Origin of the sequence: Pseudoalteromonas sp. AOP31-A2-14 (assembly GCF_052378035.1) — a bacterium.
Classification (GTDB): domain Bacteria; phylum Pseudomonadota; class Gammaproteobacteria; order Enterobacterales; family Alteromonadaceae; genus Pseudoalteromonas.
Genome location: NZ_JBQSXI010000001.1, coordinates 1,440,143 through 1,463,233, shown reverse-complemented (window position 1 = coordinate 1,463,233; position 23,091 = coordinate 1,440,143). Strand labels below are relative to the sequence as shown.

The 23,091-nt window shown below is 39.2% G+C and carries 13 protein-coding genes; 1 reads left to right on the top strand and 12 read right to left on the bottom strand.

Going from position 1 to position 23,091, the window contains the following annotated elements:
* Positions 1–5 precede the first annotated feature (5 nt).
* Positions 6–2,057: a DNA internalization-related competence protein ComEC/Rec2 gene (locus ACT3S9_RS06815; protein WP_441833888.1), complete on the bottom strand. Its 2,052-nt coding sequence runs from the start codon at positions 2,055–2,057 to the stop codon at positions 6–8.
* Positions 2,058–2,282: 225 nt separating this feature from the next.
* Here ACT3S9_RS06815 and ACT3S9_RS06810 point away from each other — a divergent pair, with 225 nt between their 5' ends.
* A complete protein-coding gene (locus ACT3S9_RS06810) occupies positions 2,283–2,789 on the top strand; it encodes a DUF2062 domain-containing protein (protein WP_441833889.1) in 507 nt (168 codons plus the stop codon).
* A gap of 85 nt (positions 2,790–2,874) precedes the next feature.
* On the opposite strand, the gene ACT3S9_RS06805 is transcribed toward ACT3S9_RS06810, so the two are convergent.
* From ACT3S9_RS06805 to ACT3S9_RS06755, 11 genes are all read right to left on the bottom strand, one after another.
* A complete protein-coding gene (locus ACT3S9_RS06805; protein WP_441833890.1) occupies positions 2,875–4,617 on the bottom strand; it encodes a DUF3466 family protein in 1,743 nt (580 codons plus the stop codon).
* A 14-nt stretch (positions 4,618–4,631) separates the two neighbouring features.
* The gene (gene uup, locus ACT3S9_RS06800) at positions 4,632–6,545 is read right to left on the bottom strand and encodes an ATP-binding cassette ATPase Uup (RefSeq protein WP_441833891.1); all 1,914 of its coding nucleotides are present in this window, start codon (positions 6,543–6,545) and stop codon (positions 4,632–4,634) included.
* A gap of 6 nt (positions 6,546–6,551) precedes the next feature.
* The gene (locus ACT3S9_RS06795; RefSeq protein WP_441833892.1) at positions 6,552–6,797 is read right to left on the bottom strand and encodes a glutaredoxin family protein; all 246 of its coding nucleotides are present in this window, start codon (positions 6,795–6,797) and stop codon (positions 6,552–6,554) included.
* Positions 6,790–8,907 (bottom strand): bifunctional 23S rRNA (guanine(2069)-N(7))-methyltransferase RlmK/23S rRNA (guanine(2445)-N(2))-methyltransferase RlmL, encoded by a 2,118-nt coding sequence (rlmKL, locus tag ACT3S9_RS06790; protein ID WP_441833893.1) that lies wholly within the window; start codon positions 8,905–8,907, stop codon positions 6,790–6,792. Before rlmKL ends, ACT3S9_RS06795 begins: the two co-directional genes overlap by 8 nt.
* An 87-nt stretch (positions 8,908–8,994) precedes the next feature.
* On the bottom strand, positions 8,995–9,525 hold the full coding sequence (locus tag ACT3S9_RS06785) for a cell division protein ZapC domain-containing protein (protein ID WP_441833894.1): 531 nt from the start codon (positions 9,523–9,525) through the stop codon (positions 8,995–8,997).
* Between the two features lie 121 nt (positions 9,526–9,646).
* A complete protein-coding gene (gene pyrD, locus ACT3S9_RS06780; protein ID WP_441833895.1) occupies positions 9,647–10,657 on the bottom strand; it encodes a quinone-dependent dihydroorotate dehydrogenase in 1,011 nt (336 codons plus the stop codon).
* A gap of 143 nt (positions 10,658–10,800) precedes the next feature.
* The gene (locus tag ACT3S9_RS06775; protein ID WP_441833896.1) at positions 10,801–15,639 is read right to left on the bottom strand and encodes an NAD-glutamate dehydrogenase; all 4,839 of its coding nucleotides are present in this window, start codon (positions 15,637–15,639) and stop codon (positions 10,801–10,803) included.
* Between the two features lie 212 nt (positions 15,640–15,851).
* On the bottom strand, positions 15,852–18,173 hold the full coding sequence (locus ACT3S9_RS06770; protein WP_441833897.1) for an efflux RND transporter permease subunit: 2,322 nt from the start codon (positions 18,171–18,173) through the stop codon (positions 15,852–15,854).
* On the bottom strand, positions 18,173–19,183 hold the full coding sequence (locus ACT3S9_RS06765) for a WD40/YVTN/BNR-like repeat-containing protein (RefSeq protein WP_441833898.1): 1,011 nt from the start codon (positions 19,181–19,183) through the stop codon (positions 18,173–18,175). Before ACT3S9_RS06765 ends, ACT3S9_RS06770 begins: the two co-directional genes overlap by 1 nt.
* A 128-nt stretch (positions 19,184–19,311) precedes the next feature.
* Positions 19,312–20,676 carry a DUF1329 domain-containing protein gene (locus ACT3S9_RS06760; RefSeq protein ID WP_441833899.1) on the bottom strand — a complete coding sequence of 455 codons (1,365 nt, stop codon included), beginning with the start codon at positions 20,674–20,676 and terminating at the stop codon, positions 19,312–19,314.
* Between the two features lie 10 nt (positions 20,677–20,686).
* Positions 20,687–22,771, bottom strand: a complete 2,085-nt coding sequence (locus tag ACT3S9_RS06755; protein WP_441833900.1) for a DUF1302 domain-containing protein — start codon at positions 22,769–22,771, stop codon at positions 20,687–20,689.
* Between the last annotated feature and the right edge of the window lie 320 nt (positions 22,772–23,091).

The following is a 23,091-nucleotide window of genomic DNA, read 5'->3' as shown; positions in this document are numbered from 1 at the left end:
TAAACTCAATCTTTGAGAAACCAATAACTTTCAAGCGCTCTGGCGGTATTTACTTGATAGTCATCATGGTAAAACACCACCTGAACTTGGCCTGTAAGCGCTGTATTGTATTGCTGTACACTATTTTGCTTATATCTGGCGATAACATGTTCATTTGGTAAGTTCCACTGCCCTTTATAACGCGAAGAATGAATGACGACTTTTGGCTTAACTGATTGTATAAACAACTCACTCGAGGATGTGTTACTACCATGGTGTGGGCTCACTAATATAGTACTCGGTGTCAGTAACCCTTTTTTAATTAACGACTGTTCTCTTTTTTCTGAAATGTCACCCGTTAATAGTACGTTAAAGTGACCATCGCTAATGGCAACCACACACGATCGATCATTATTTGAGGTAAACTTCGCATCAACGGGCAATAGTCTCACCGCTAAACCATTAAATTGATAACTTCCTGCTTTACAGCCCTGATCAATTCCATTTGGATGAAACTGATTAAAGGTTGCGTTAAATCCGGCGGCTTTTAAGTGACTGACCCCACCTGCATGGTCTTTATCTAGGTGGCTAATTATACTGTGCTTAATTGTGATCCCCTGTTTTTTAGTATAAGACAGAAGCACACCTTGTATCTTACTATATCGGTCAAAATAAATTGGCCCGGTATCATATAACAAACCTTGATTATCTTTACTTATCAACACCATTAAGCCATGACCTACATCAAAAACATCTAAACACCAATTTGCAGAAGGCTTAATAAAATGCTCTAAACTATAAATCAGTAAAGGAATAAGGCACAGGCGTTTAACGGGTGAAAAATACAATACTGCCAATGTTATATAACAAAATAACAGCTCTGCTTTTAAAAACCGACCATAATCCAACCACTGAATATCGACTGGAATTTTAGCCAAACCCAAAAAAGCGAACTTCAAAAGTAGATCAAGCAGAGCGACTAAATGATTAATATCAAATAAAAAACCGAGTAAGGTAAATGCCAATAACATAGGCATAATTACAAAGCTCAGTAATGGGATAGCAAGAATGTTAATCACAACGCCAATGAGGCTAACACCATTAAAAAAATATAAAGATAAAGGCAATAAACCTATAAAAAGTGCGAGCTGAATAATCAACAGCATTTTCAAGTTTTGGCTGAATTTAGTAATACGGCTCTTAGTTTGTGTTCCTTTATTGATAAATACCAAGAAAATAATAACAACCGCTGTAAATGAAAAATACAAACCAGGGTTGAGTAGACTAAATGGATCGAGAAATAAAACGGCGACTAACGCATATAATAAACTTCGCCAGCGTAACCCCTGCTTAGTAGAAAAATACAGCACAATAAAACAACCAAGCATAATAAGTGCACGAGTAGCTGAAACTAAAAAATCACTTAAATACACATATATGAAGGCTAAAACAAAGCCACTTAAACTATAAATAGTACGCAAGTTATAATCTTGTCTTGCTTGCTCAGTTAGGTATTTAAGTACAATATACGTGTGTATGAAGCGACTACAATAAAATCCGATCGCGAAAATAAGACCTATATGTAACCCAGAGATAGCGAGAAGGTGGCTTAACCCCAAATGTTGTAATTGCTGTTTTTTCTCAAATGACATTAGTCGCTTATCACCCGTTAATAAAGCGTAATAAAGCCAATTAAACTCACTTTGTTTATACAGCTCAAATACCCTTTTTTGATAAGCACTACGGATAGGTGATTGCATAGCGGGTTGATGGTGAATTAACTCCCCGACTTGCTTTCCTTTAAAAAATATTCGCTTAGAAAAAGCAAAACGCTCTTTATCAAATACTGCGATGTTTTTATTACTACGGTAGGGTTTCAAATGAGCAGCTAGCTGAAGTTGATCATTAACAAGTAAAGGATTATGCGTATTTATACTCAATAATGCCGAGGGAGCTGTTAAACTAGAGTAATAGCTCTGATTAATACTAAGAATTTTCGCCTGTAAATAATAATTTTGCTGTTGGTTTATGATTTTTTCAATTTTTACAGTGAGCTGATATGGTTGTTTTTTATCCACCACGGGTAGCTCGAAAGAGTAAAACAGAGTGAAATGTATTAAAACTATGAAAAATGCACAAATAAAGCCTAACAATAGAGGTAGAAACGGCTTAAAATAAAGGCTCGCTATTAATATGACAATGCTGATGGCAATAAATTCGTGGGTCTGATAATAAAAAACGGCTGTAATACAGCCAATAACAAACCCAAGGCTAATCCACACAGATGTAAATGGTTGCTTTAAATGGCTAAAAAAACGATTCAACGGTTTTTACCCGATCATAACAAGATAAAGAATCATAAATTGTTAAAGATTTTTGGCCGACTTTTGCATGACGCAAACTTGTGGCATCTAAATAGACGCTCTGCTCGTGGAGCATTTGCAGTAGGTTTGTTTTTCGCATTCATCCCTGTTCCTTTTCAAATGGTTCTTGCCGCCGCGATTGCTATTCCTTTAAGAGTTAATCTACCCATTTCTGTTGCAGTCGTGTGGCTTACCAACCCTCTTACTATGCCACCCATATTTTACGGCTCTTACTTAGTCGGTACTTTTGCGCTTGGGCATAAGCAACAACACTTTGCTTTTGAACCAACTTGGCAATGGTTTATTAACAGCCTAACCACTATAGGCCCTGCATTTTTAGTTGGCTCCATTATATGCGGCGCTTTAGCCTCGATAATAGGCTACTTTACAGTTGACCTTTTATGGCGACGATCAGTCAAAAAAACATGGATAAACCGTCATAAATAAAGTAGAAACTTAAAAGTTTGTGAAGAAAGTATAGACAAAAAAACCAGCTTTAAGCTGGTTTTTTATGAATAAATTAATTTCGATATTATTTAAATCGCCGACGTAAGCCGACAAGGGGTATTAATAATAAACTCAACCAAGAAAAGCTGCCTGATTGACGCTCATATGCTTCTGTTTCAGGCTCAGTACATGAGTCGGCTTCTCCACCGGTTGGTGTAAGCTTTACTGCCACGGCAACACTTTCATACTCAGTATTGCCCTCAATATCTGTAACTATATCACCTAATGTGTCACGTTTTTCAACGGTTTTAGTAGCAACACCAAATATCTCATTATCATTATTAATCTGTCTAGCTTCAGCTACTACATACTTAAAGCGTGTTTCACCATCAGATTCATAGCACGGTAAAAGATCATTTATATTAACGATGCTGTCATCACCTATTTGATATAAGAAACCTTCACGACGACGCTGACCATTAGTAACATCTGTTTCACCTTCACCAACAATAAAGCCATTATCGTTTATATCATTTGCGAATGAACTTGAGCTACTAAAGTAATCACTTGGAAATACCGTACTGTTACTGGCTATATCATGATAGAAGAACTTAAATCTTGGAGTACTTTCAATACGACGCTGTGCATAGCCGACAATGATATTATTTTCATTTATTGCAAGTGACTTACCAGCATACCAATCATCTTCTTGATTAATAAACTCAACCACTTTTCCGTCTTGATAATACACAGGCATGGTTAATATAGTACTATCATTGTCAAAATAACGGACATTAGAGTGCCCTGCAACAACGCCATTACTATTTACGGCTAATGCATTACTTGCAAATGCAAAGTCATCATCATCCTCTGGCGTTAACCCTAAACCAAGAATTTCTGTCGATTTAACATTCAAATCAGCATCTAATGTCCACTTAACAGCACGTGTATCGAAAGTGCCACGACTACTGGTGCGGTTTTGTCTTTCTACACAAACTGAAATCGGCTCATCTAGACCATCACAGTTGTCATCTATTTCTTCTTGACGATCAAGCGGTATACCCGTAGATACACTACCGACTACAATATAGTCGCCATTTGGCGCTAATTTAATATCAGTGGCAGTACTTATCCCGCCAAAATCTGCAAAATCAGGTGCAAGAGGTACTTTAATACCGGTATTAGAAATCACCATAGCACGAGAGATAAAGTCACGCACAAAAAAGGTTTCTTCTTCATCTTCGTTATCTGGTGTAAATTGTGTTTTCACATAAGGCGAACTACCCCAAGCGGCAACTACGCCATCTTCGCTAATAGCATTATATAAATTAGAAACTGAACGCGTTAAACCGTCATAATCAGGTGATTCAACATCAAATATAACTTGCTCGGTTACTTCTCCTCTATCGGACTGAACACCAACGAGGCTAGCGATTTTTTGATAACTTGGGTTGTTACCTGCATAATTGCCCAAAGTTAAAAAGTCGATCATAAATGCATGGGCATCCGGATTTGTTGCCACTGCGTTATTATTATCAATGTCGTCAAGGGTAAAGGTAATTTCTTTATTTATGACCTCAAAGGCGTTTTCTTCTGTTTGATAGGCACTTTCAATAAGGCTATCCTCAAAATCAATGTAACTTACATCAATGGGTAAGTTATAAAGGCCGTTAGCAGAGCCAATAACATAACCACTTTCACTCACATCTGAAACATAGCTCAGTTTAGCCCCTTCTAAGGTACCTAACTCTTCAAGTGTATACGCTGCGCTCAATGCAGGTGTGCTCAGCGTCGTTAATATGCTAGCAACGAGTAATTTATATTTCATTTTTATCCTTCTAACTACTGATTCTTTAATTCTTCAAGTTCTTCCCAGCGCTCAAATGCGGCTTCTAGGTCAGACTCAAGTTGTGCTAAATGGTTCAATGCCTTCGTTGTGCTATCAGCATCTTGTTTAAAAAAGTCGGGATCATTTACAACAACCTGTTGTGCCTCAAGGGCTATTTCAAGTTGTTCCACTTTACTGGGTAGTTGTTCTAATTCAAGCTTTAATTTGTAAGAAAATTTATTGCTTTTGTTTTGGGCTTTAACAGGTGTTACAGGAGCCGCTTTTTCAGTTTTTTTGGGGGCTACTTGCTGTTTTTTAGCTTGTTCTGCTTGATAGCTAACAAATTGCTCGTAATCGGTATAACCACCGACGATATCAGTAATAACGCCATCACCTTCAAATGCCCAAACACTGCTACAGGTATTATCAATAAACTCACGGTCATGACTTACAATTAGCACAGTACCTTGATATTGATTAATTATATCTTCTAGCAATTCAAGGGTTTCAATATCCAAGTCATTAGTTGGCTCATCGAGCACTAAAATATTAGATGGCTTTAAAAATAACTTAGCTAATAATAAGCGATTCTTTTCCCCTCCGGATAAGGCTTTAACCGGCGTGCGTGCGCGTGCAGGTGGAAACAAAAAGTCTTGTAAATAACCAAGCACATGGCGTGAACGCCCCCCCATCATCACTTCTTGCTTACCTTCTGCAACATTATCTTGCACTGTGGCTTCTTCATCAAGCTTTTGACGATATTGGTCAAAATAAGCAAATTCTAAGTTTACGCCTTGCTTTATATCACCGCTATCGGCTGCTAAATCACCAAATAACAGTTTTAATAAAGTCGTTTTACCAATACCATTTGGACCAACTAGTCCAATACGGTCGCCGCGCATAACTAAAGTAGAGAAATCATTGGCGATCACTTTATCTTTAAAAGCATGGTTAAGGTGCTTAGCTTCAAATACTAACTTACCTGAGCGGTCAGCCGTTTCGATATTAAAGTCTGTTTTACCAACTTGATCAACACGTTGCTTACGCTCATTACGTAATTGCTTAAGCTCTCGTACGCGCCCTTCGTTACGCGTACGACGCGCCTTAACACCTTGGCGTATCCACGTTTCTTCTTCAGCTAAACGCTTATCAAAAAGTGCATTTTGCGACTCTTCAACTTTCAAGTCATGGGCTTTTTGCTCAAGGTAAGTTGCGTAATCGCCAGGGTAAGAAATTAACTTACCTCGATCTAAATCTAAAATACGTGTAGCCACAGCGCGAATAAAAGCACGGTCATGTGAGATAAATACAATGCCGCCTTTAAATTCCTTTAAAAACTCTTCAAGCCAGATAACACTTGCCATATCTAAGTGGTTAGTTGGTTCATCAAGTAATAATAAATCAGGCTCACTAACAAGTGCTCGTGCTAGGGCTACTTTACGTAACCAACCACCAGAAAGTGACTCAAGCTTAGCCTCGGGCGATAGCTCAAGACGGGTTAACACTAATTGAATACGACTATCAAAACGCCAACCATCTGCTGCTTCTAACTTAGTCGATAAGCGTTCTAATTTATTTAATAGCTTATCAGTACACTCTGTTTGCAGCTGAGTACTAACATGATGGAAATCAATTAATAGGTTAGCAATATCAGGCATGCCTTGGGCTACATAATCAAACACGGTACCATTAGCACCCTTAGGTGGATCTTGTTCAAGGCGCGATATTTTAAGGCTACTAATTTGGTTAGTTTCACCATCATCGAGAATTACTTGACCATCTAATACTTTTAAAAGTGTTGATTTACCTGCGCCATTGCGGCCAACTACACATACCCGCTCACCCGACTCTATCACTGCATCAGCGTTATCTAATAAAGGATGTGTACCGTAAGCAAGTTGCGCTTTAGAAATTCTAATTAAGTCCATACTTCTCTACTGTTGTTTATCATTGTCATTAATCAACTGGTCAACATCTTTTTGGCTAAAGGGCCAAAATAAACGCCTCCCCTTTGGGCTTTTTAACACAGGTATCAATACTTGATATTCGACGATTAAAGTTTCATCGCTCATAATATCAATTAATTGCAAACTATCATTTGCCAGTAAAGGCTGCACTAACTCTGCAGCCTGTTCACATAAATGACAGCCATCTGTGTGGTATAACACCCAATTAGCCATGGGTGATCAACCAGCTATTATGAATTTTTTTATTACGTTTAAAGTCAGGTGAGATTGTCTGCTCTGAAATATTAACAGCTTTTAACCCTAAGCCAATCAAACCAACTTCATCCATCGTAAAACCACGCATATTATTTGAGAAAATCAACGTCCCTGATGGGCTGAGGATTTTTTTAACCCACGTTAATAATTTAATATGATCATTTTGAACATCAAATGCATCTTTCATGCGTTTTGAATTAGAAAATGTTGGCGGATCTAAAAAGATCAAATCATATTGGCTCGTTGCATGCTCAAGCCACTTCAAACAATCAGCTTGTTCAAAACGATAGCGGGTATTACTAATATTGTTCAGCTCAAAATTATCTTGCCCCCACTTTAAGTAGGTTTTTGATAAGTCGATGGTAGTAATCGCTTTAGCCCCACCAATAGCAGCATGCACTGAGGCTGTGCCCGTATAAGCAAATAAATTTAAAAAGCGCTTATCTTTAGCATTTTGTTGAATATAACGCCGTGCTAAACGATGATCTAAAAACAACCCAGTATCTAGATAATCAAATAAGTTAACTTTAAATTTAGCCCCAAACTCTTCAACAATTTGAGTACGGTTTTGTTTTGCCATAGGCGTATATTGCTCTTCGCCTTTTTGCTTTTTACGCACTTTGACAGCTATGTTTCCCGGCGCAATATTGAGCTGTTGCGAGGTTAGCGAAATAACATCTTGCAAACGTTTATGGGCAGTGTCATCGTCAATTTCTTTAGGTGCGGCATACTCAAATATTACCGCTGAATCTCCATAAATATCAACGGCTACATTGTACTCAGGAATATCAGCATCGTATACGCGATACGCTTGCACATTATTTTGCTTGAGCCAATTTTTTAAACCCTGTTTATTCTTTTTCATTCGGTTGGCAAACGACATTGAACCTTCAAAATTCAATGCTGGCTTGTCTTCGCTCGTTTGGCTTACTTGCTTATCATCGAGTTGATATAAGTTAAGTACCACATCCAGTGGACCATTTTTAAATTTGTAACGTTTCAGCTTAACCAGTTTTAATAACTTAAATAAGCTTTCATCCATCCCCAATAACGCAAGTTTCCAATGGTTAAAGTGCTTTTTGAAGCCCACACCTAAATTGCTGTGTAAATCAACCAACTCAGCCATTGAGCCGATACGTTCACCATAAGGTAGATTAGAAATAACTACACCAGGCAATTTTGCAACACTGGTTAATTTTGTCGCATCGCTGTGTTTAAATTTAATAATACTTGTAAGGTCAGCTCGCTCAGCATTTTCTTGCGCCTTTCGTAGCACGTTTTCATCAAAATCATGGCCGATGAGCCATAGTTTCGGATCAACGATTTCTTCTGCTAACTGCTCTTTTAACTCTTTAAATTTAGCCGCTCTAAAACTAGGCAAACGCTCAAAGGCAAAACCTTCGCGGAATAGACCAGGCGCTTCATTGCGAGCCATCCCAGCCGCTTCAATCAAAATAGTGCCCGCACCACAACATGGGTCAAACAACGGTTGTTGTATATTTTCAAGCCACCCACTACGAATAATAAGCGCAGCCGCTAAATGTTCTTTAATCGGTGCTTTACCTTGGCCTTGACGATAACCGCGTTCAGATAAACGAGGACCTGAATAATCAATATAAAGTGCAACGCCTTGACGACTGAGCCTTGCTACTACACGGACATTGGCATCTTGTTTATCAACATTGGGACGCTGTTCAAATAGATCATTAAAATAATCAACAATGGCATCTTTTATAACTAGTCCTGAAAACTGCGTGTTTTTAAGAGAGTCATTAGTACCATTAAAATCAACAGCAAACGTTTGAGTTGGACCAAACCATTCTTGCCAAGGCTGTGAACGTGCAAAATTGTAAAGACTACCTTTGTCTTTTACGCCTTCTTTTTCTTCAATCAACATTAAAATTCGAGTGGCTAGTCGGCTAGCTAAACATACCTTTTGAGCCAATGTTGAATCCGCCTCAAAGCGAACAGAGCCCACAGTTTGTTTGGTTACTTGCGCACCTAGCGCTGTAAGCTCATCAACCAATAAATTTTCGATTCCGATAGAAGTAAGTGCGATAAATTGCAAAGTAATAACCCTTAATAGCTAATTACGCAGGATTATAACATAGGTTCGCCGACAATTACGCCTTAAAGCGCGTAGTTTAGAAGGTAATTAAGCGGTTTGTGTGTGAGATATTTTGTTCAAAATTGGATGTACGCGGTTGTTTAATACACGTATCACTTCAAATTGGTTTAAATGCAGGTTTTCATCAAGTTTAAAGTGTTCACTTAAGTTAATACATAAAGATGCATCTTGGGTGTGTTCTACAATTAAAAACTCACCCGTTTGTACAACTGAAGAAAGCTTAACAATAGCTTCAACACTTGGTTCTGAGCCGGTATATTCTTTAAAAAACCAACTTTTAGCCAGTACAGGTTTTAAATAAAGCTTAGCAGCAGTGGCATTAAGCGAAATTTGGCATAACTCAGCACTGCTGTATATTTTAAAACTATCAAGATACTGATAAACCTGCTGATAAAAAGCGGCATCATCTAAACTAAAATGACTTTGCTGCTTAATTGAGTCGGTAAGCTGGCGCAATTTATAGGGAGTACATAATTGCATATCTTGGTCTAAATCGACCAATAAGCGATTACGCTTAGTACAAGCTACCCACTTCCATTGTCTTGATGCTTGAAACATAATTTGCGGCCTCCCTAAAAAATAATATTTACAAGTTATATAATTATAGCTACTTTTGACCATTTTTAAAACACTCTGTTAGAACATTTAATTAATGATCAGAAGCTTAGATAACTGATCCTTATAAGTCGTTAACGATCGTTTTTACCAATTGTGGACCTTTATAAATAAACCCAGAGTAAACTTGAATCAAACCAGCACCGACATCGAACTTTTCTTTAGCAGAGCTCGCATCATCAATACCACCTACACCAATAATGGGTAACTTACCTTGTGTTAAACGTTTCAACTCACTAACCACGTGGGTTGCACGCTCACGCACAGGCTGACCCGACAAGCCTCCTGCTTCATCAGCATATTGTTGACCTTGTACAGCAGCGCGTTCTAAAGTGGTATTTGTGGCAATCACACCATCTATTTTATTATTGATCAATGAATCACTTACTTGAGCAATTTGCACTTTATCTAGATCAGGGGCGATCTTAACCAGCATCGGTACCGGTTTACCGTGTTTAGCACTTAAATCTAACTGCTCAGATTTTAAGCTTTGTAATAAATCATCTAATGCTTCACCGTATTGTAAATCACGTAGACCTGGCGTATTAGGTGATGAGATATTAACGGTGATATACGAGGCATACTCAAAAACTTTACGCATACAGTGAATATAATCATCTTTACCCTGCTCATTAGGGGTGTCTTTATTTTTACCAATATTAATACCTAAAATACCATCATACTTGGCGGCTTTTACGTTATTAACTAAATTTTCCACGCCTTTATTGTTAAAACCCATACGGTTAATAATCGCGTTCGACTCAGGTAAACGAAACATGCGTGGCTTGTCGTTACCTGCTTGCGCGCGCGGCGTAACGGTACCCACTTCAATAAAGCCAAAACCCATTTGACCAAATGCATCGATACACTCTGCATTTTTATCAAGGCCTGCGGCTAAGCCGACTGGATTTTTAAATGTTAAACCGAGAAAATCTACAGGCTTATCTGCAAGTGATTGCGACCAAGCAGCACTGATTGGCGTGTTAGCAAAACGACGCAAATTGTTGAGTGCAAATTCATGAGCCCATTCCGCATCACGGGTGAACATAAAACGGCGAGCAAGATCATAAAACATGGAAGGTTCCTCTTATCTAACAAAAAGCGCAGCCATAAACTAACCCCCAAATAATACTGATTATCTGGTCTAATTTATAACTAGGCAAAAAAATACCCCAACTTAGAAGCTAAGCTGGGGTAGGTATTTTAACGACTTTTCAACTATATGGAAGTGTCGCAATTGTGTCCTAGTAACATTAGCTCCCGCAATGCCACAGAAAACTTAGCAAAATCATGGCTTTGTGATGTTTTGAATTCAGAGAGCATTTGCTGCCAACGTTGCAATAACAGCTCTTTGCTATCCATCCATTGATCAATCTGTGCATCAACGTCTTTATTTTTGCCCTCGAAGCTATTAATAACTACCGCTGACAGTAGGCGTTGCTGCCAATCAAGCTCTTCTCGGTACGAAGCGCGTGCCAATGCTTGCCAGTGGTTTGACACTGGTTGATTAGTAATTTGCTCTAAGAACCAATGTAAGCCCATACGAGCGCCTAGCTTGAAGTAAGTGTGAGAAACCATATCAATACTACGATTTGATTTATTAGCAATTTCAGCTAAATCCATAACTGAGAATAAGCTAGATAAAGATGAGACACGGGTTGCCAATGCTTTTGGTACACCGTTATCAATTAATTTACCTGACGCTTTTGCTAAGCGCTCACTTTCTTTATCGACTGTGTATACATCCAAGTTTTTACTTAAATCTGCAAATGTTGGTGTATAGAAATCAATGGCTTGCGTAATAGTTTGTCCTTTATTGCGATGGCGTAAGAACCAACGTGTTGCTCGACGAACAGTACGGCGTAATTGATACAGCATTTCAGTTTGCACTGCTGCTGGAATTTTATTATCAAGCGCTACAATAGACACCCATGTATCACGCATTTGGAATACTTCTTTAGCGATTGAATAGCAAACCGCAATTTCAGCTTCACTTGCGCCAGTTTCTTCATGCATACGTACCATGAAGTTTAAGCCCATGTCATTTACGATATTATTGGCAAGTTTAGTGGCAATAATCTCTTTGCGTAGTGGATGGTTATCCATCGCATCATTAAACTTCTCACGCAGTGGCACAGGGAAAGAGTGCACCAGTAACTGACGATAATATGGGTTTTCAGTAATTTCTTCGCTAACTAATGATTCTTTCAGAACCATTTTCGCGTACGAAACTAACACTGAAAGCTCAGGACGAGTTAAGTCTTTACCCGCCGCCGCACGCTCTGCAAGCTCTTCATCAGTTGGAATAAACTCAATTGCACGATTAAGCTTACCGTCTTTTTCAAGAGCATTAATAAAGCGTACTTTCTCTTTTAGCGTTGACGTTCCTTTAGATTGCGTAATTGATAACGTGTGCGTTTGACGATAACAATCTTTTAGCACTAACTCAGCAACCTCTTCAGTCATCGAATAAAGAAGCTCATCACGTTGTTTACGCGTTAAGTCACCCGATGCAACCAGACCATTAAGTAAAATTTTAATATTTACTTCGTTATCTGAACACGCCACACCACCCACATTATCAATGAAGTCGGTATTTACACGACCACCGTTTGCTGCAAATTCAATGCGGCCAAGTTGAGTAGCGCCTAAGTTGCCACCTTCACCAAGTACTTTGGCACCAAGTTCACCGCCATTAATTCGCAATGCATCGTTGGCACGGTCTCCAACATCAGCGTCAGTTTCTTTACTGCTCTTAATGTAAGTGCCAATACCGCCATTCCAAAGTAAATCAAATTCCATCATTAATACGGCTTTGATCAATTCGTTAGGGGTCATGCTGGCTTTTTTAGTGCCAAGCATTTTTTTCATTTCAGGACTTAAGCTAATAGACTTAGCGGCACGTGAGAAGACACCACCACCTGCAGAGATAAGATCTTTATTATAATCTTCCCACGAAGAGCGAGGTAGCTTAAATAAACGCTCACGCTCAGGGTATGATTTAGCAGCATCCGGTGTTGGATCAACAAATATATGCATATGGTTAAAGGCAACTTGCAAGCGAATATGCTTAGATAACAACATGCCGTTACCAAATACATCTCCTGCCATATCGCCAATTGCAACGACTGTGAAATCAGTAGCTTGACAATCAATATCCATTTCACGGAAGTGTCTTTTAACTGACTCCCACGCACCACGAGCTGTAATGCCCATTTTCTTATGGTCGTAACCCACAGAGCCACCTGATGCAAATGCATCACCTAGCCAGAAGTTATATTCTTTAGCAATGCCATTCGCGGTGTCAGAGAATGTCGCAGTGCCTTTATCGGCTGCTACAACTAAATATGCATCATCACCATCATGACGAGTTACGTCGCGCGGCGCTACAATGTCACCTTTTACAATGTTATCGGTGATATCTAATAAACCCCGAATAAATATTTTGTAGCACTCTTGGCCTTCTTTGAAAAACGCTTCGCGCTCAGTTGGTAGTTGTTTACAAACAAAACCACCTTTTGAACCAACAGGAACAATTACTGCATTCTTAACTTGTTGCGCTTTAACTAAACCTAAAACTTCAGTACGAAAATCTTCACGACGGTCAGACCAACGAAGACCTCCACGTGCAACGCTGCCATAACGTAAATGCACACCTTCAACACGAGGCGAGTAAACAAATATCTCAAACGCAGGTAAAGGTAGCGGTACATCTGCAATTAAGCTTGGTTTGATTTTAAATGAAACGTAAGACTTAAACTGGCCGGCTTCATTTTTTTGGAAAAAGTTAGTGCGCAATGTAGCAACAATCATATCCACGTATAAACGAATAATACGGTCATCGTCTAAGTTAGCTACATTTTCAAGCTCTTGATGAATTTGCACAACTAGCTTTTCTAAAGCTTTTTCGCTAGCAGGATTTTTAATAGAGAACTTTTTAGCAAATAAATTAACGATTTTAGCAGCAATCGCAGGATAATTAGCAAACGTGCTTTCAATATAAGTTTGCGAGAAAGTCACGCCTATTTGACGCATATATTTAGCGTACGCACGCAAAATAGATGCTTCACGGCCCGTAAGGCCACCCATTAACACTAAGCGGTTAAAACCATCATTTTCTAATCGATTACCCCAAACATTAGTCAGCGCTGCACGAAAACGCGCCGACACTTTGTCAAAATCAGCCATACCTTGGCTATCAATAAGCATTGAGAAGTCCATGATCCAATTGATACGACCGTCACTTGTTTTGACCGAGTATGGGGTCTCACCCACTACGCGCAGACCAAAATTTTCAAGCATTGGCATAACGTCAGATAAATGGATTGGTTCATCTTTGTGGAATAAGCTTAAACGTACGATATTGCTGTTTGCTTCTTCTTGCGGACGGTAAAACAGCATTTCTAGCTTGTTATCATCGTTTAGTAGCTCAAGTTTTTCGATATCGACAACCGCAGCACTTGGTAATACTTGATCTTTATATGAGCGTGCAAAACCTTGTGCATATTTACGATTTAAATCGTTACCACGCGCTTCACCCACAGATTCAAGTAATGCAGATTGTAGTTTATCTTCCCAAGTACGGGCCGCTTCGATTAAATTATTTTCAATATCTTTCACGTCATATTCAATATTTTTGTGAGTCGCACGAACGATGTAATGAGTGCGCGCAAGTGTTGACTCAGAGAAGAAAGTGGTAAATTCGACTTTATCGTCAGAATTAAATGCATTAGCTAATATACTTTGTGTTTCATAGCGAAGTGCTGTGTTGTAACGTTCACGAGGTACATAAACCATACAGGAGAAGAAACGACCATAAGCATCTTTACGCACAAATATGCGGCACATATCACGTTCTTGCACTTGTAAAACACCCATAGCAACTTCAAGTAACTCCGCCTCACGCGCTTGAACAAGTTCATCCCGTGGGTAGGTTTCAAGAATATTTAATACCGCTTTATAGGCATGAGTACCTTGAGCAAAATCACACATAGCCATAATACGATTAATTTTACTTTCTAAAACGGGTACATCTGAAGCACTATTGTTATAAAAACTTGATGAGAATAAGCCAATAAAACGGTCCTCTCCCACTACATTGCCTTTGTCATCAAAACGTTTGATGCCAACATAATCAATATAGGCTGGGCGGTGTACCCGTGAAACTGAATTAGTTTTGGTTAAAATCAATAGATTGTTGCTGCGTGCTTCTTGTCGCGCCACTTCAGGCAAGTCTGATAGTAATCGTGTATGTTCTTCTGTTGAATTTTTCATCAAGCCAAGACTGGTATCCATTAAGCCCTTAAGCTGATAATCACCTTGTACTGGCGACAACTCATATTGACGATAGCCCATCAAAGTAAAGTTGTCTTTAACTAGCCAATCCAAAAACTCGACAGTTTCTGCAACATTATTTTTATTATTGTTGTGCTTACGTTTAGGTAAGTCTTTACTTACAGCTATCAGTTTATCGCGAATTGGCTGCCAATCTTCAACAGCAGTCGATACATCAACTAGTACTGACTCAAGTTCAGCTTTGAACGAATCAATTACAGCTGAATCGGTTTGACGGTCTATTTCGATAAAGAAAACTGTTTTTGTTGATGTTGATTCTTGATCCGCTTTTAAATTAGATAAAGCAGTAATTTTAGAGGCTTTATCGCGCTTAATCTTTAACGGGCTATGCAGTAGTAAGTGAGAAGCGATATTTGCGCGGTTCATGGCCATACGCACAGAATCAACTAAAAATGGCATATCTTTAGCGATGATTTCTATAATCGTGTGCGATGACTGCCAGCCATCTTTTGCTACTTCAGGATTGAAAACGCGGATCACCGCGTTATCAGAGGTGTTTTTTTCTAGCGAGTTCCATAGGCTAAGTGCAGCGCCATATAAGTCACTATCGTTGCGATGAGCCAAATCCTCTTTAGACATATTGCTGTACAAGGCTTTGGCAAATTTCTCAACGAGTAACACATTATCAGCGTGAACTTTTTTCTGGATCAGCTTGCAGACATTATCTAAGATAACCGAGGCTTGCCCTTCATTTCGTGTCATTGTATGTTCCTTAAATCTATACCATCTAACACAGATGGGATATTTGTACAGCCGTTTAATTAACGTGGAGTCAGGTAAATTCTAACGCTTTTAAAATTAATAAACAGCCCTTTCGATGAAAACATTTTAAGCATTTCAGCTATTTGGTCATCTATTCACAAAATGTAGATATAAATGGCCATTACGGCCATTTTGGAGCACAACTATTCACATTATTTTTTCTGGTCAGTCCAGAGTAAACTCCCTATTGCAGGTAAAAGTAGCACTGCACCTAACATATTCACTAAAAACATAAAGGTTAATAGGATCCCCATATCTACTTGAAACTTTAGATCTGAGAAAATCCACGTACTAACACCAATCGCTAAAGTAATACCGGTAAACAACACTGCACTACCGCGCTCAACTAATGCGTTGCGATAAGCAACAGGTAATGCCACACCTTGTTTTAATTGCCCCATCATCGATGACAAAATATAAATACCGTAGTCAACGCCAATCCCGACACCTAACGCTATTACTGGCAAAGTAGAAACAGTTAAGCCTATTTCCAACTGTACCATTAAAGCCTGTGCAAGCGTCGATACTATATACAGCGGTAACACCACTGCAACGGTTGCTTTTACACTTCTAAAACTAATTAAGCATAACAGAATAACCGCACCATAAACGTAGAGCATCATCGGCAACTGCGCCGCCGATACCGACTCGTTCGTTGCAGCCATAACCCCAACCGGGCCGGAGGCTAATTTAAAGGCCAATTTATCGGTTTGCTCTTGCTTAGCAAATGCCTTGATGCTCGCGATTACTGAATCAATAGTCTCTGCTTTGTGATCGTCCAAAAAGATGATCACCGGCATCACCGAACAATCACCATTTAATAAGCCGGTACTGGTCTCAACCCGTGCAGTCGATTGCACTAAACTGGCTGTATTTCGCGGTAAGCTTTGCCATTTTAAATTGCCTTCGTTATAACCTACATTAACCGATTGCGCCACAGAGCTTAAACTTATCACTGATTGCACACCTGATAGGTTTTCAACTTTCCACTGAAAATGACTAATGCGCTCCATTACATTATGTTCAGTACATGCCGCCGGATACGCTTCCACTATGACTTTTAAAATATCAGACGATATAGTGTATTTATCCGATATTAAAAAAGTATCTTGGTTATAGCGTGCGTCTTGGTGTAGTGATGGTGCACCTGCTTGTAAATCACCAATACGCATTTTATCTGCTTGCCAATAACCTAAAGCAAATAATACCAATGTAAAACCAATAATCAGTTTAGCAAATTTCGGGTCGGTCGCCTTAACCAGTAACTCTCTCATTGAATCGAGCAAATTCGGTTTGTTGCTATTACCTGACTGAATTTTCAAAGATTTTTCAAAATGTAAGTACGACGCCCATACCGGCAATAAGATTAAGTTGGTAAATATAATCATTGCTACACCTAAGCTAGCAGTAATAGCAAGTTCACGGATAATACCAATATCTATAGTTAACAGAGTTAAAAAGCCCACAGTATCGGATAATAAAGCAATACCACCAGGTATTAATAAAGCCCTAAAACTTGCTTGGCAGCACGCACGTGTAGTACCTCCTTCAACTACTTTTTTACCAATGGCATTGATCATTTGTACGCCATGGCTAACACCAATTGCAAAGACTAGAAATGGTACCAAAATAGACATCGGATCGAGACCAAACCCTAAACTCGATAACAACCCTAGTTGCCAAACGACTGCAATAATAGAGCATGCAATGGGTAGTACAGTGAGCTTTAAGCTACCGCAAAAAATCCACACCATGGCAAAAGTAAAGGCAATCGCAATGGCAAAAAACAACACCACCCCTTTTGCACCATCAGCAATGTCACCGGCCATTTTGGCGAATCCAATAATATGGATACTCACTTTCTCAGTGCTTAGGGGCTCACGTATTTCGCTCTCAAGTTTTTCTGCAAATGCTAACGTATCAAGCTTTTCCTGAGTTTGCGGTTCAATTTCAAGTAGTTCTGCAGTCACCATAGCGCAAGAGTAATCGCTGGCAATCATACGACCAACTACTTTTGCTTTTTCAATATTCTCTTTTACTACTGCAAGACCACGCTTATCCGCAGTAAAACTAGCAGGTATAACTGGCCCACCAGCAAAGCCATCCTCAACAACTTCAACAAAGCGTGCGCTGGGTGAAAAAATTGAATTAACTAAAGTACGGTTAACGCCGGGAATAAAATAGAGCTGGTCGTGTACGGCTTTAAGCTGAGTAAAAAATTCGGGATTAAAAATATCGCCATCGGCATCACACACCGAGATTAAAATACTATTTGCTCCACCAAATTGTTTTTCATGTTTGGTGTATACCTTCATATACTCATGGTTAAGCGGTATATTTTTATTAAATGAAGCATCTAGCTGAATATCTGCGGCTTTAAAAAGCAGCATACAAGTAACAATGACAAAAGTGACGACTGCCACTAAGCGATAACGAAAAACCGACTTTTCAATAAAGTCTAATAAACCACGCATCAAGGGTTCAACTCCTTCACTTTAATGCCATCTTCAGAGGCCATAACTAATTTACCTTCAAATAACACACCATCAAGTAATGCTTTACCGTCGGCTAATTGCTCAACACTCAATTGGTTATCTTTGAGGTGGTAGATAACACCGCTGTTAGCCAATAATAGCCATTGCTTATTGTTATATTTGATAATGCTATTAACAGTTGCGTGAATATCATTTTCGATTTTTTGCCATGAGGCCTGTTGCCCATCACGAACAAAAATATTACCGCGAAGCCCTGCAACTATTTCTTCACCTTTAAGTTGGTTAAGTGATGATGCAAACGCAAAAAATGAACCTACATAAATTTCATCCAAGCGCTGCCAAGTTTGGCCTTGGTCGTCACTTTGTGCCAAAAGCCCCATTTCACCAACCAACATTAAACGCTCATTAGTACTAATAATACGATTAAAATGTGGAAGAATTGATGCGGTTTCAGCCTCGTATTCCTCAGGATAATCCGTTTTCAAATCATTTAGGTAATCGCGGTCTTCTGGAAATAACAAACTATCTAAAAAACGTTTTTCCCAGCTTTCACCACCATCACTAGTTTTATAAAACATGCCGTAAGCGCCTACAGCAAAACCGTTTTGGTTATCTGTAAATAAAATATCTAAACACGGTTTATCAAGTCCTGGAAGGGATTGCTGTAGTTGCCAATTTTGCCCGCCATCTTGGCTATTAATAATGGTAGCGTCATGACCACACGCCCAGCCATTTTTATTATCAACAAAGTCTATCGCGGTTAATAAAACTTGAGTTGGTACGCTCGCTTGTTGCCAACTTTTAGCATCTGAACTTGAAATTACAACACCATGCTTGCCTACGGCTATCAGGTTTTGACCTGTGTATTCAATATCCGTTAATAATGTTTTTTCAGCATTAGGTGCGACGATCGCACTAGATGTACTTGGTGCGTCTTGTGCACAGCATGAAGCACTATAAGCAAGACAAGCATAAAGCAAATACTTCATAAATATTAATCACCTTGATAGATTTGTGGCATTGTCATTATATTTTGCAGGTGGGTTATCCCGTTGCGAATGAAGATGACAAACGCGAAAAGAGAAAAGGCACCTGCAAAAGCAGGTGCCTATGTATTTTAACGTCCCGCGCGACGCAGCGCGCTTGATGTGAATTCGTTGTCATTGAACGACTGCGAGAAATCATACATTTTCTCTTGGTTATCAAGACCAATTGCTAAATAACGACGCGAGTTTAAATCATGATATACATCTAACGTACTCCAATGCGTCATCGCATCATAGTAATTTAAACCATGAGCCATGGCCACTCGGTACATTTGATCACGGTTATCATAAATATCCGTTACATGTACTTGCCAGCTATCTTCATCAATATAAAACACACGTTTTTTATAAATATGACGCGTATCGGCTTTTAAGTCAGCTTCAACTACCCATACACGGTGCTTTTCATAACGCACCACTTCAGGATTAATATGACCGGGCATTAAAATATCATCATATTCTAGCTTATCACTGTGTAACTTGTAGCTATTATACGGGATATAAAGCTCTTTTTTGCCCTTAAGAGTCCAGTTATAACGATTTGGAGAACCATTAAACATATCAAAATCGTCAGTTGTACGTAAACTATCAGCTGCTGTACCTGGTGCATCATACGCTACGTTTGGCGCACGACGCACGCGACGTTGACCTGAGTTGTATGTCCATGCTTGGCGTGGTGTTAATATCTGATCCATGGTTTCATGAACTAATAACGCAGTACCTGCAAGACGAGCAGGCTCGGTGACTTTTTGCTTGAACTTAAATAAAATATTTGATTCTTTAAGCTCTTCTGGTGTTGCTTTTGGATCTGAGTATTTAACTAACAGTTGCTCATCAAAGCCAACCATGTTGTAAGAACCTGATGCAGTTGGCGCAGCTTGACCACCATAACGCTGAATTGATAAACCACGATAACGTAATAGGTGATTCCAAATAGCTTCTAAGCCATCTTTTGGCATTGGGAATGGAATTCCGATAGCAGTATTTTTAATTCCATTACCGCCTTCAATAAGTTCTGCAGTGGGAGCATATTTCTTAGTTGCATCATAGACAAACTGAGGATAAGAAGCGCTTCGACGCGTTTTATACACATTCATTTTAAATGTCTCTGGGTATGCTGCAAATAATGCCACTTGTCCTGGGCTTAGATTATCTTTGTATTTATCAACATTTGATTTATCAATAGTAAATAATACTTTATCATCGGCAAACGGATCAGGATGATGCATGCCTGGGCTGTAGCCTGCAGGTGCTTCAGTGATACCACCTTTCCAAGCAGGAATAGAGCCATCAGTATTTGCTGCTTTTTCAGCGCCTAATAGCGTTAAATCGTTACCTAAACGGGCAACTTCTTCACTACTCATTTTTGCAACTGCAGCAGAACCACTAAAAAGTCCACAAAGTGCAATCGCGATGAGGGTAGGTTTTTTTATCATCATGATACCCTTATATTGAATATTTAATATTAAAAGAAACAAAGTCACGGTCAGAGAAAGTATTTGTCTCGCCACCACCCCAAAATGAGTTATAGCTAAAGTCAAATGACCATGCATTTTGATAGTTAAAGTTGGCTGTTACTCCTAATGATTTACGGTCTTCAACAAATAAGAACATCGGATCTGGCGTAATCCCATTCACATCATGAGAAAATACAAACCGTGGTGAAAAGTTAACTCCTTTGAAAAAATTAAAGTAATCTCCTTTAGCAATTAAACGATAACCCCACGCCGAAGCACTAGGAAAAGGATTCGTCTCTGGACCATTTGAAAGCCCCATATGCAAGGTTGAGTAATCATCACTAAGTGGCCCCTGAATAACACCACTACGCCCTGTACCCGCTACATTTAAACGCAGCTCGTCATATTCAGGCATATCATTAATTCGCACGCCACCCACTTCACCCACGACGGCCCAACTATCAGCGCCTAGTGATGGGCCGAATAAGTGTGTTGCTGTAAATTGCAACTGTGCGGTATTACGTAAAATAAATCCTTGAGCTAGTTCGCCAGGCCCTACAACGCTTGTAGCATCACCGGGGCTCATTTGTGAAATACCTGCAAAATCAGGACGAATACCGGCAACCGCTAATTGCTCTGGCATACCGGCATACAGTAATTCTACGTCATCAATTTGCAACGGTTCATCTTCACGAAACGCAAATTCACCGGCAAACGCAGTTTCGCCTAATGAAGTATTAAAACTTAAACCATAAAGCTTTATATCTTCTGGGTATTCTAAACGCCCTTTAGTAAATGCTTGCAACTGAGTAACATTATCTTCAGTAATTTCTTCACTTAGTAACATACCAATATCAGCACCAATCGCCTCTGACGTGAAGTTTGATACTTGCCCTGAGATCACGGGGCGACGACTATGATAATTAATGTGATAAAGTGCGACTTCAGTATCATTTAACTCTGGTAAAAACATACCAAAACGTAAACCATACTGACCACCATCATCGGGGTCTGTTTTACCGTCATAGCCTTTACCTTTTAATGCAACCTTAGTTGGATAGGCTAGATACATTTGGCTCATCATAGCTTGACCTTGAGCTGATAAAGGATCCACACCTTGAGCACGAACAATGTCATCTAAGTTATTAAGGCTTGTAGTAAGAGAAGCTAAATCAATATCGGGGCTTGAGGTAAAACCGAGCTGAATGTTCTGTTGATAACCATTTTCAGAGGCAAAATCATTGGTAGAAAAGTAACTTCCTGCTGCTGGCAAGCGTGTTTCATGCCATTGGTATTGATAAAAACCTTCAAGAGTCATATTTTCATTAATGCCTAATGAAGCCCATAACATCCCCACTGGGATAAAAGCCTCTTTTAATTCAGCGCCTGGAGCTTTAAGGCGGTCAATATCGACTGGATTAACATTAATACCATGAGAAATCAGGGTACTTTCACCCCAATTGACCACTTGTTGCCCTAATCGAATAGATAGTGGATTATTACCATCGTTTAAATCAAAATTAGCCCACACATATGCGTCGAGTAAACGCAGATCTCTACATACTTGCTCTTTTGTGTCATCGTCATCACATGGATCTACGCCGCCACCGGAGGTTGGGTTAACATAAGCTCGGTCACCATCCATTAACTCAAAATCATAGAAATACATAAAACGAGTAAATAGACCAAAATTATCTTTGCTTATTGATAAATCATGGGTGCCTTTTAACAGTTTTGAAAACGACTCACCGCTATTAAAGTTTAAATCACCCGCATCACCATTGTTTGAATAAGCACCAGGCTGTGCCCAAACGTCCTGCGCTGTGTAAATTGGATTAAGTGCTGCATTGTAGCCCGTCCAATTAAGTGCAGGATTATTACTCTTACCAATCAGTGCAAAATCACGATCTTCTACGCGAATGCTTTGCCCGTAAGAAAAGGTCGAGTCAAACCGCACGTCAAAATCACCAACTTCAAATGTTGCTGAATTTGAAGTCGCTGAAGTTAAGCCTAGTGTTGCAGCAGCTAGAGCAAGTGCAATTTTGTTTTTAACAAAAAAAGCGTCTTTTAACATTGTGTGTTCTCCCGTTGCGGGTAATTTTGTTATCAAGTTATTGTTTTTAGTCTAATCATAACGATAGAAGCGAAATAGAGAAATTACAAATAGTGCGCTTCAATCGGTTATATATTTTTAACATTTATTAACATCTAACCACTGGAAAGACATCCTACCAGTTAATATATACACGCAAATTAACAATAGGACAAATTTATTTAACAAAATAATAATGTTTTTTATCTAGAAAGGCGCAGAGGCTACGCCACTTTCTCTAAACGTATAAGCTGATGTTCTGGGGTAAGTAATAGTGTAAATCGTTCACGCGGTCACGGATA

Excerpts from the sequence above, each read along its gene's own strand:
- ACT3S9_RS06775 (WP_441833896.1), bottom strand. The coding sequence starts at position 15,639 with ATGACACGAAATGAAGGGCAAGCCTCGGTTATCTTAGATAATGTCTGC.
- pyrD (WP_441833895.1), bottom strand. The coding sequence starts at position 10,657 with ATGTTTTATGATCTTGCTCGCCGTTTTATGTTCACCCGTGATGCGGAA.
- ACT3S9_RS06810 (WP_441833889.1), top strand. The coding sequence starts at position 2,283 with ATGGCTAAAAAAACGATTCAACGGTTTTTACCCGATCATAACAAGATA.
- ACT3S9_RS06765 (WP_441833898.1), bottom strand. The coding sequence starts at position 19,183 with ATGAAGTATTTGCTTTATGCTTGTCTTGCTTATAGTGCTTCATGCTGT.
- ACT3S9_RS06795 (WP_441833892.1), bottom strand. The coding sequence starts at position 6,797 with ATGGCTAATTGGGTGTTATACCACACAGATGGCTGTCATTTATGTGAA.
- ACT3S9_RS06770 (WP_441833897.1), bottom strand. The coding sequence starts at position 18,173 with ATGCGTGGTTTATTAGACTTTATTGAAAAGTCGGTTTTTCGTTATCGC.
- ACT3S9_RS06805 (WP_441833890.1), bottom strand. The coding sequence starts at position 4,617 with ATGAAATATAAATTACTCGTTGCTAGCATATTAACGACGCTGAGCACA.
- uup (WP_441833891.1), bottom strand. The coding sequence starts at position 6,545 with ATGGACTTAATTAGAATTTCTAAAGCGCAACTTGCTTACGGTACACAT.
- ACT3S9_RS06760 (WP_441833899.1), bottom strand. The coding sequence starts at position 20,676 with ATGATAAAAAAACCTACCCTCATCGCGATTGCACTTTGTGGACTTTTT.
- ACT3S9_RS06785 (WP_441833894.1), bottom strand. The coding sequence starts at position 9,525 with ATGTTTCAAGCATCAAGACAATGGAAGTGGGTAGCTTGTACTAAGCGT.
- ACT3S9_RS06755 (WP_441833900.1), bottom strand. The coding sequence starts at position 22,771 with ATGTTAAAAGACGCTTTTTTTGTTAAAAACAAAATTGCACTTGCTCTA.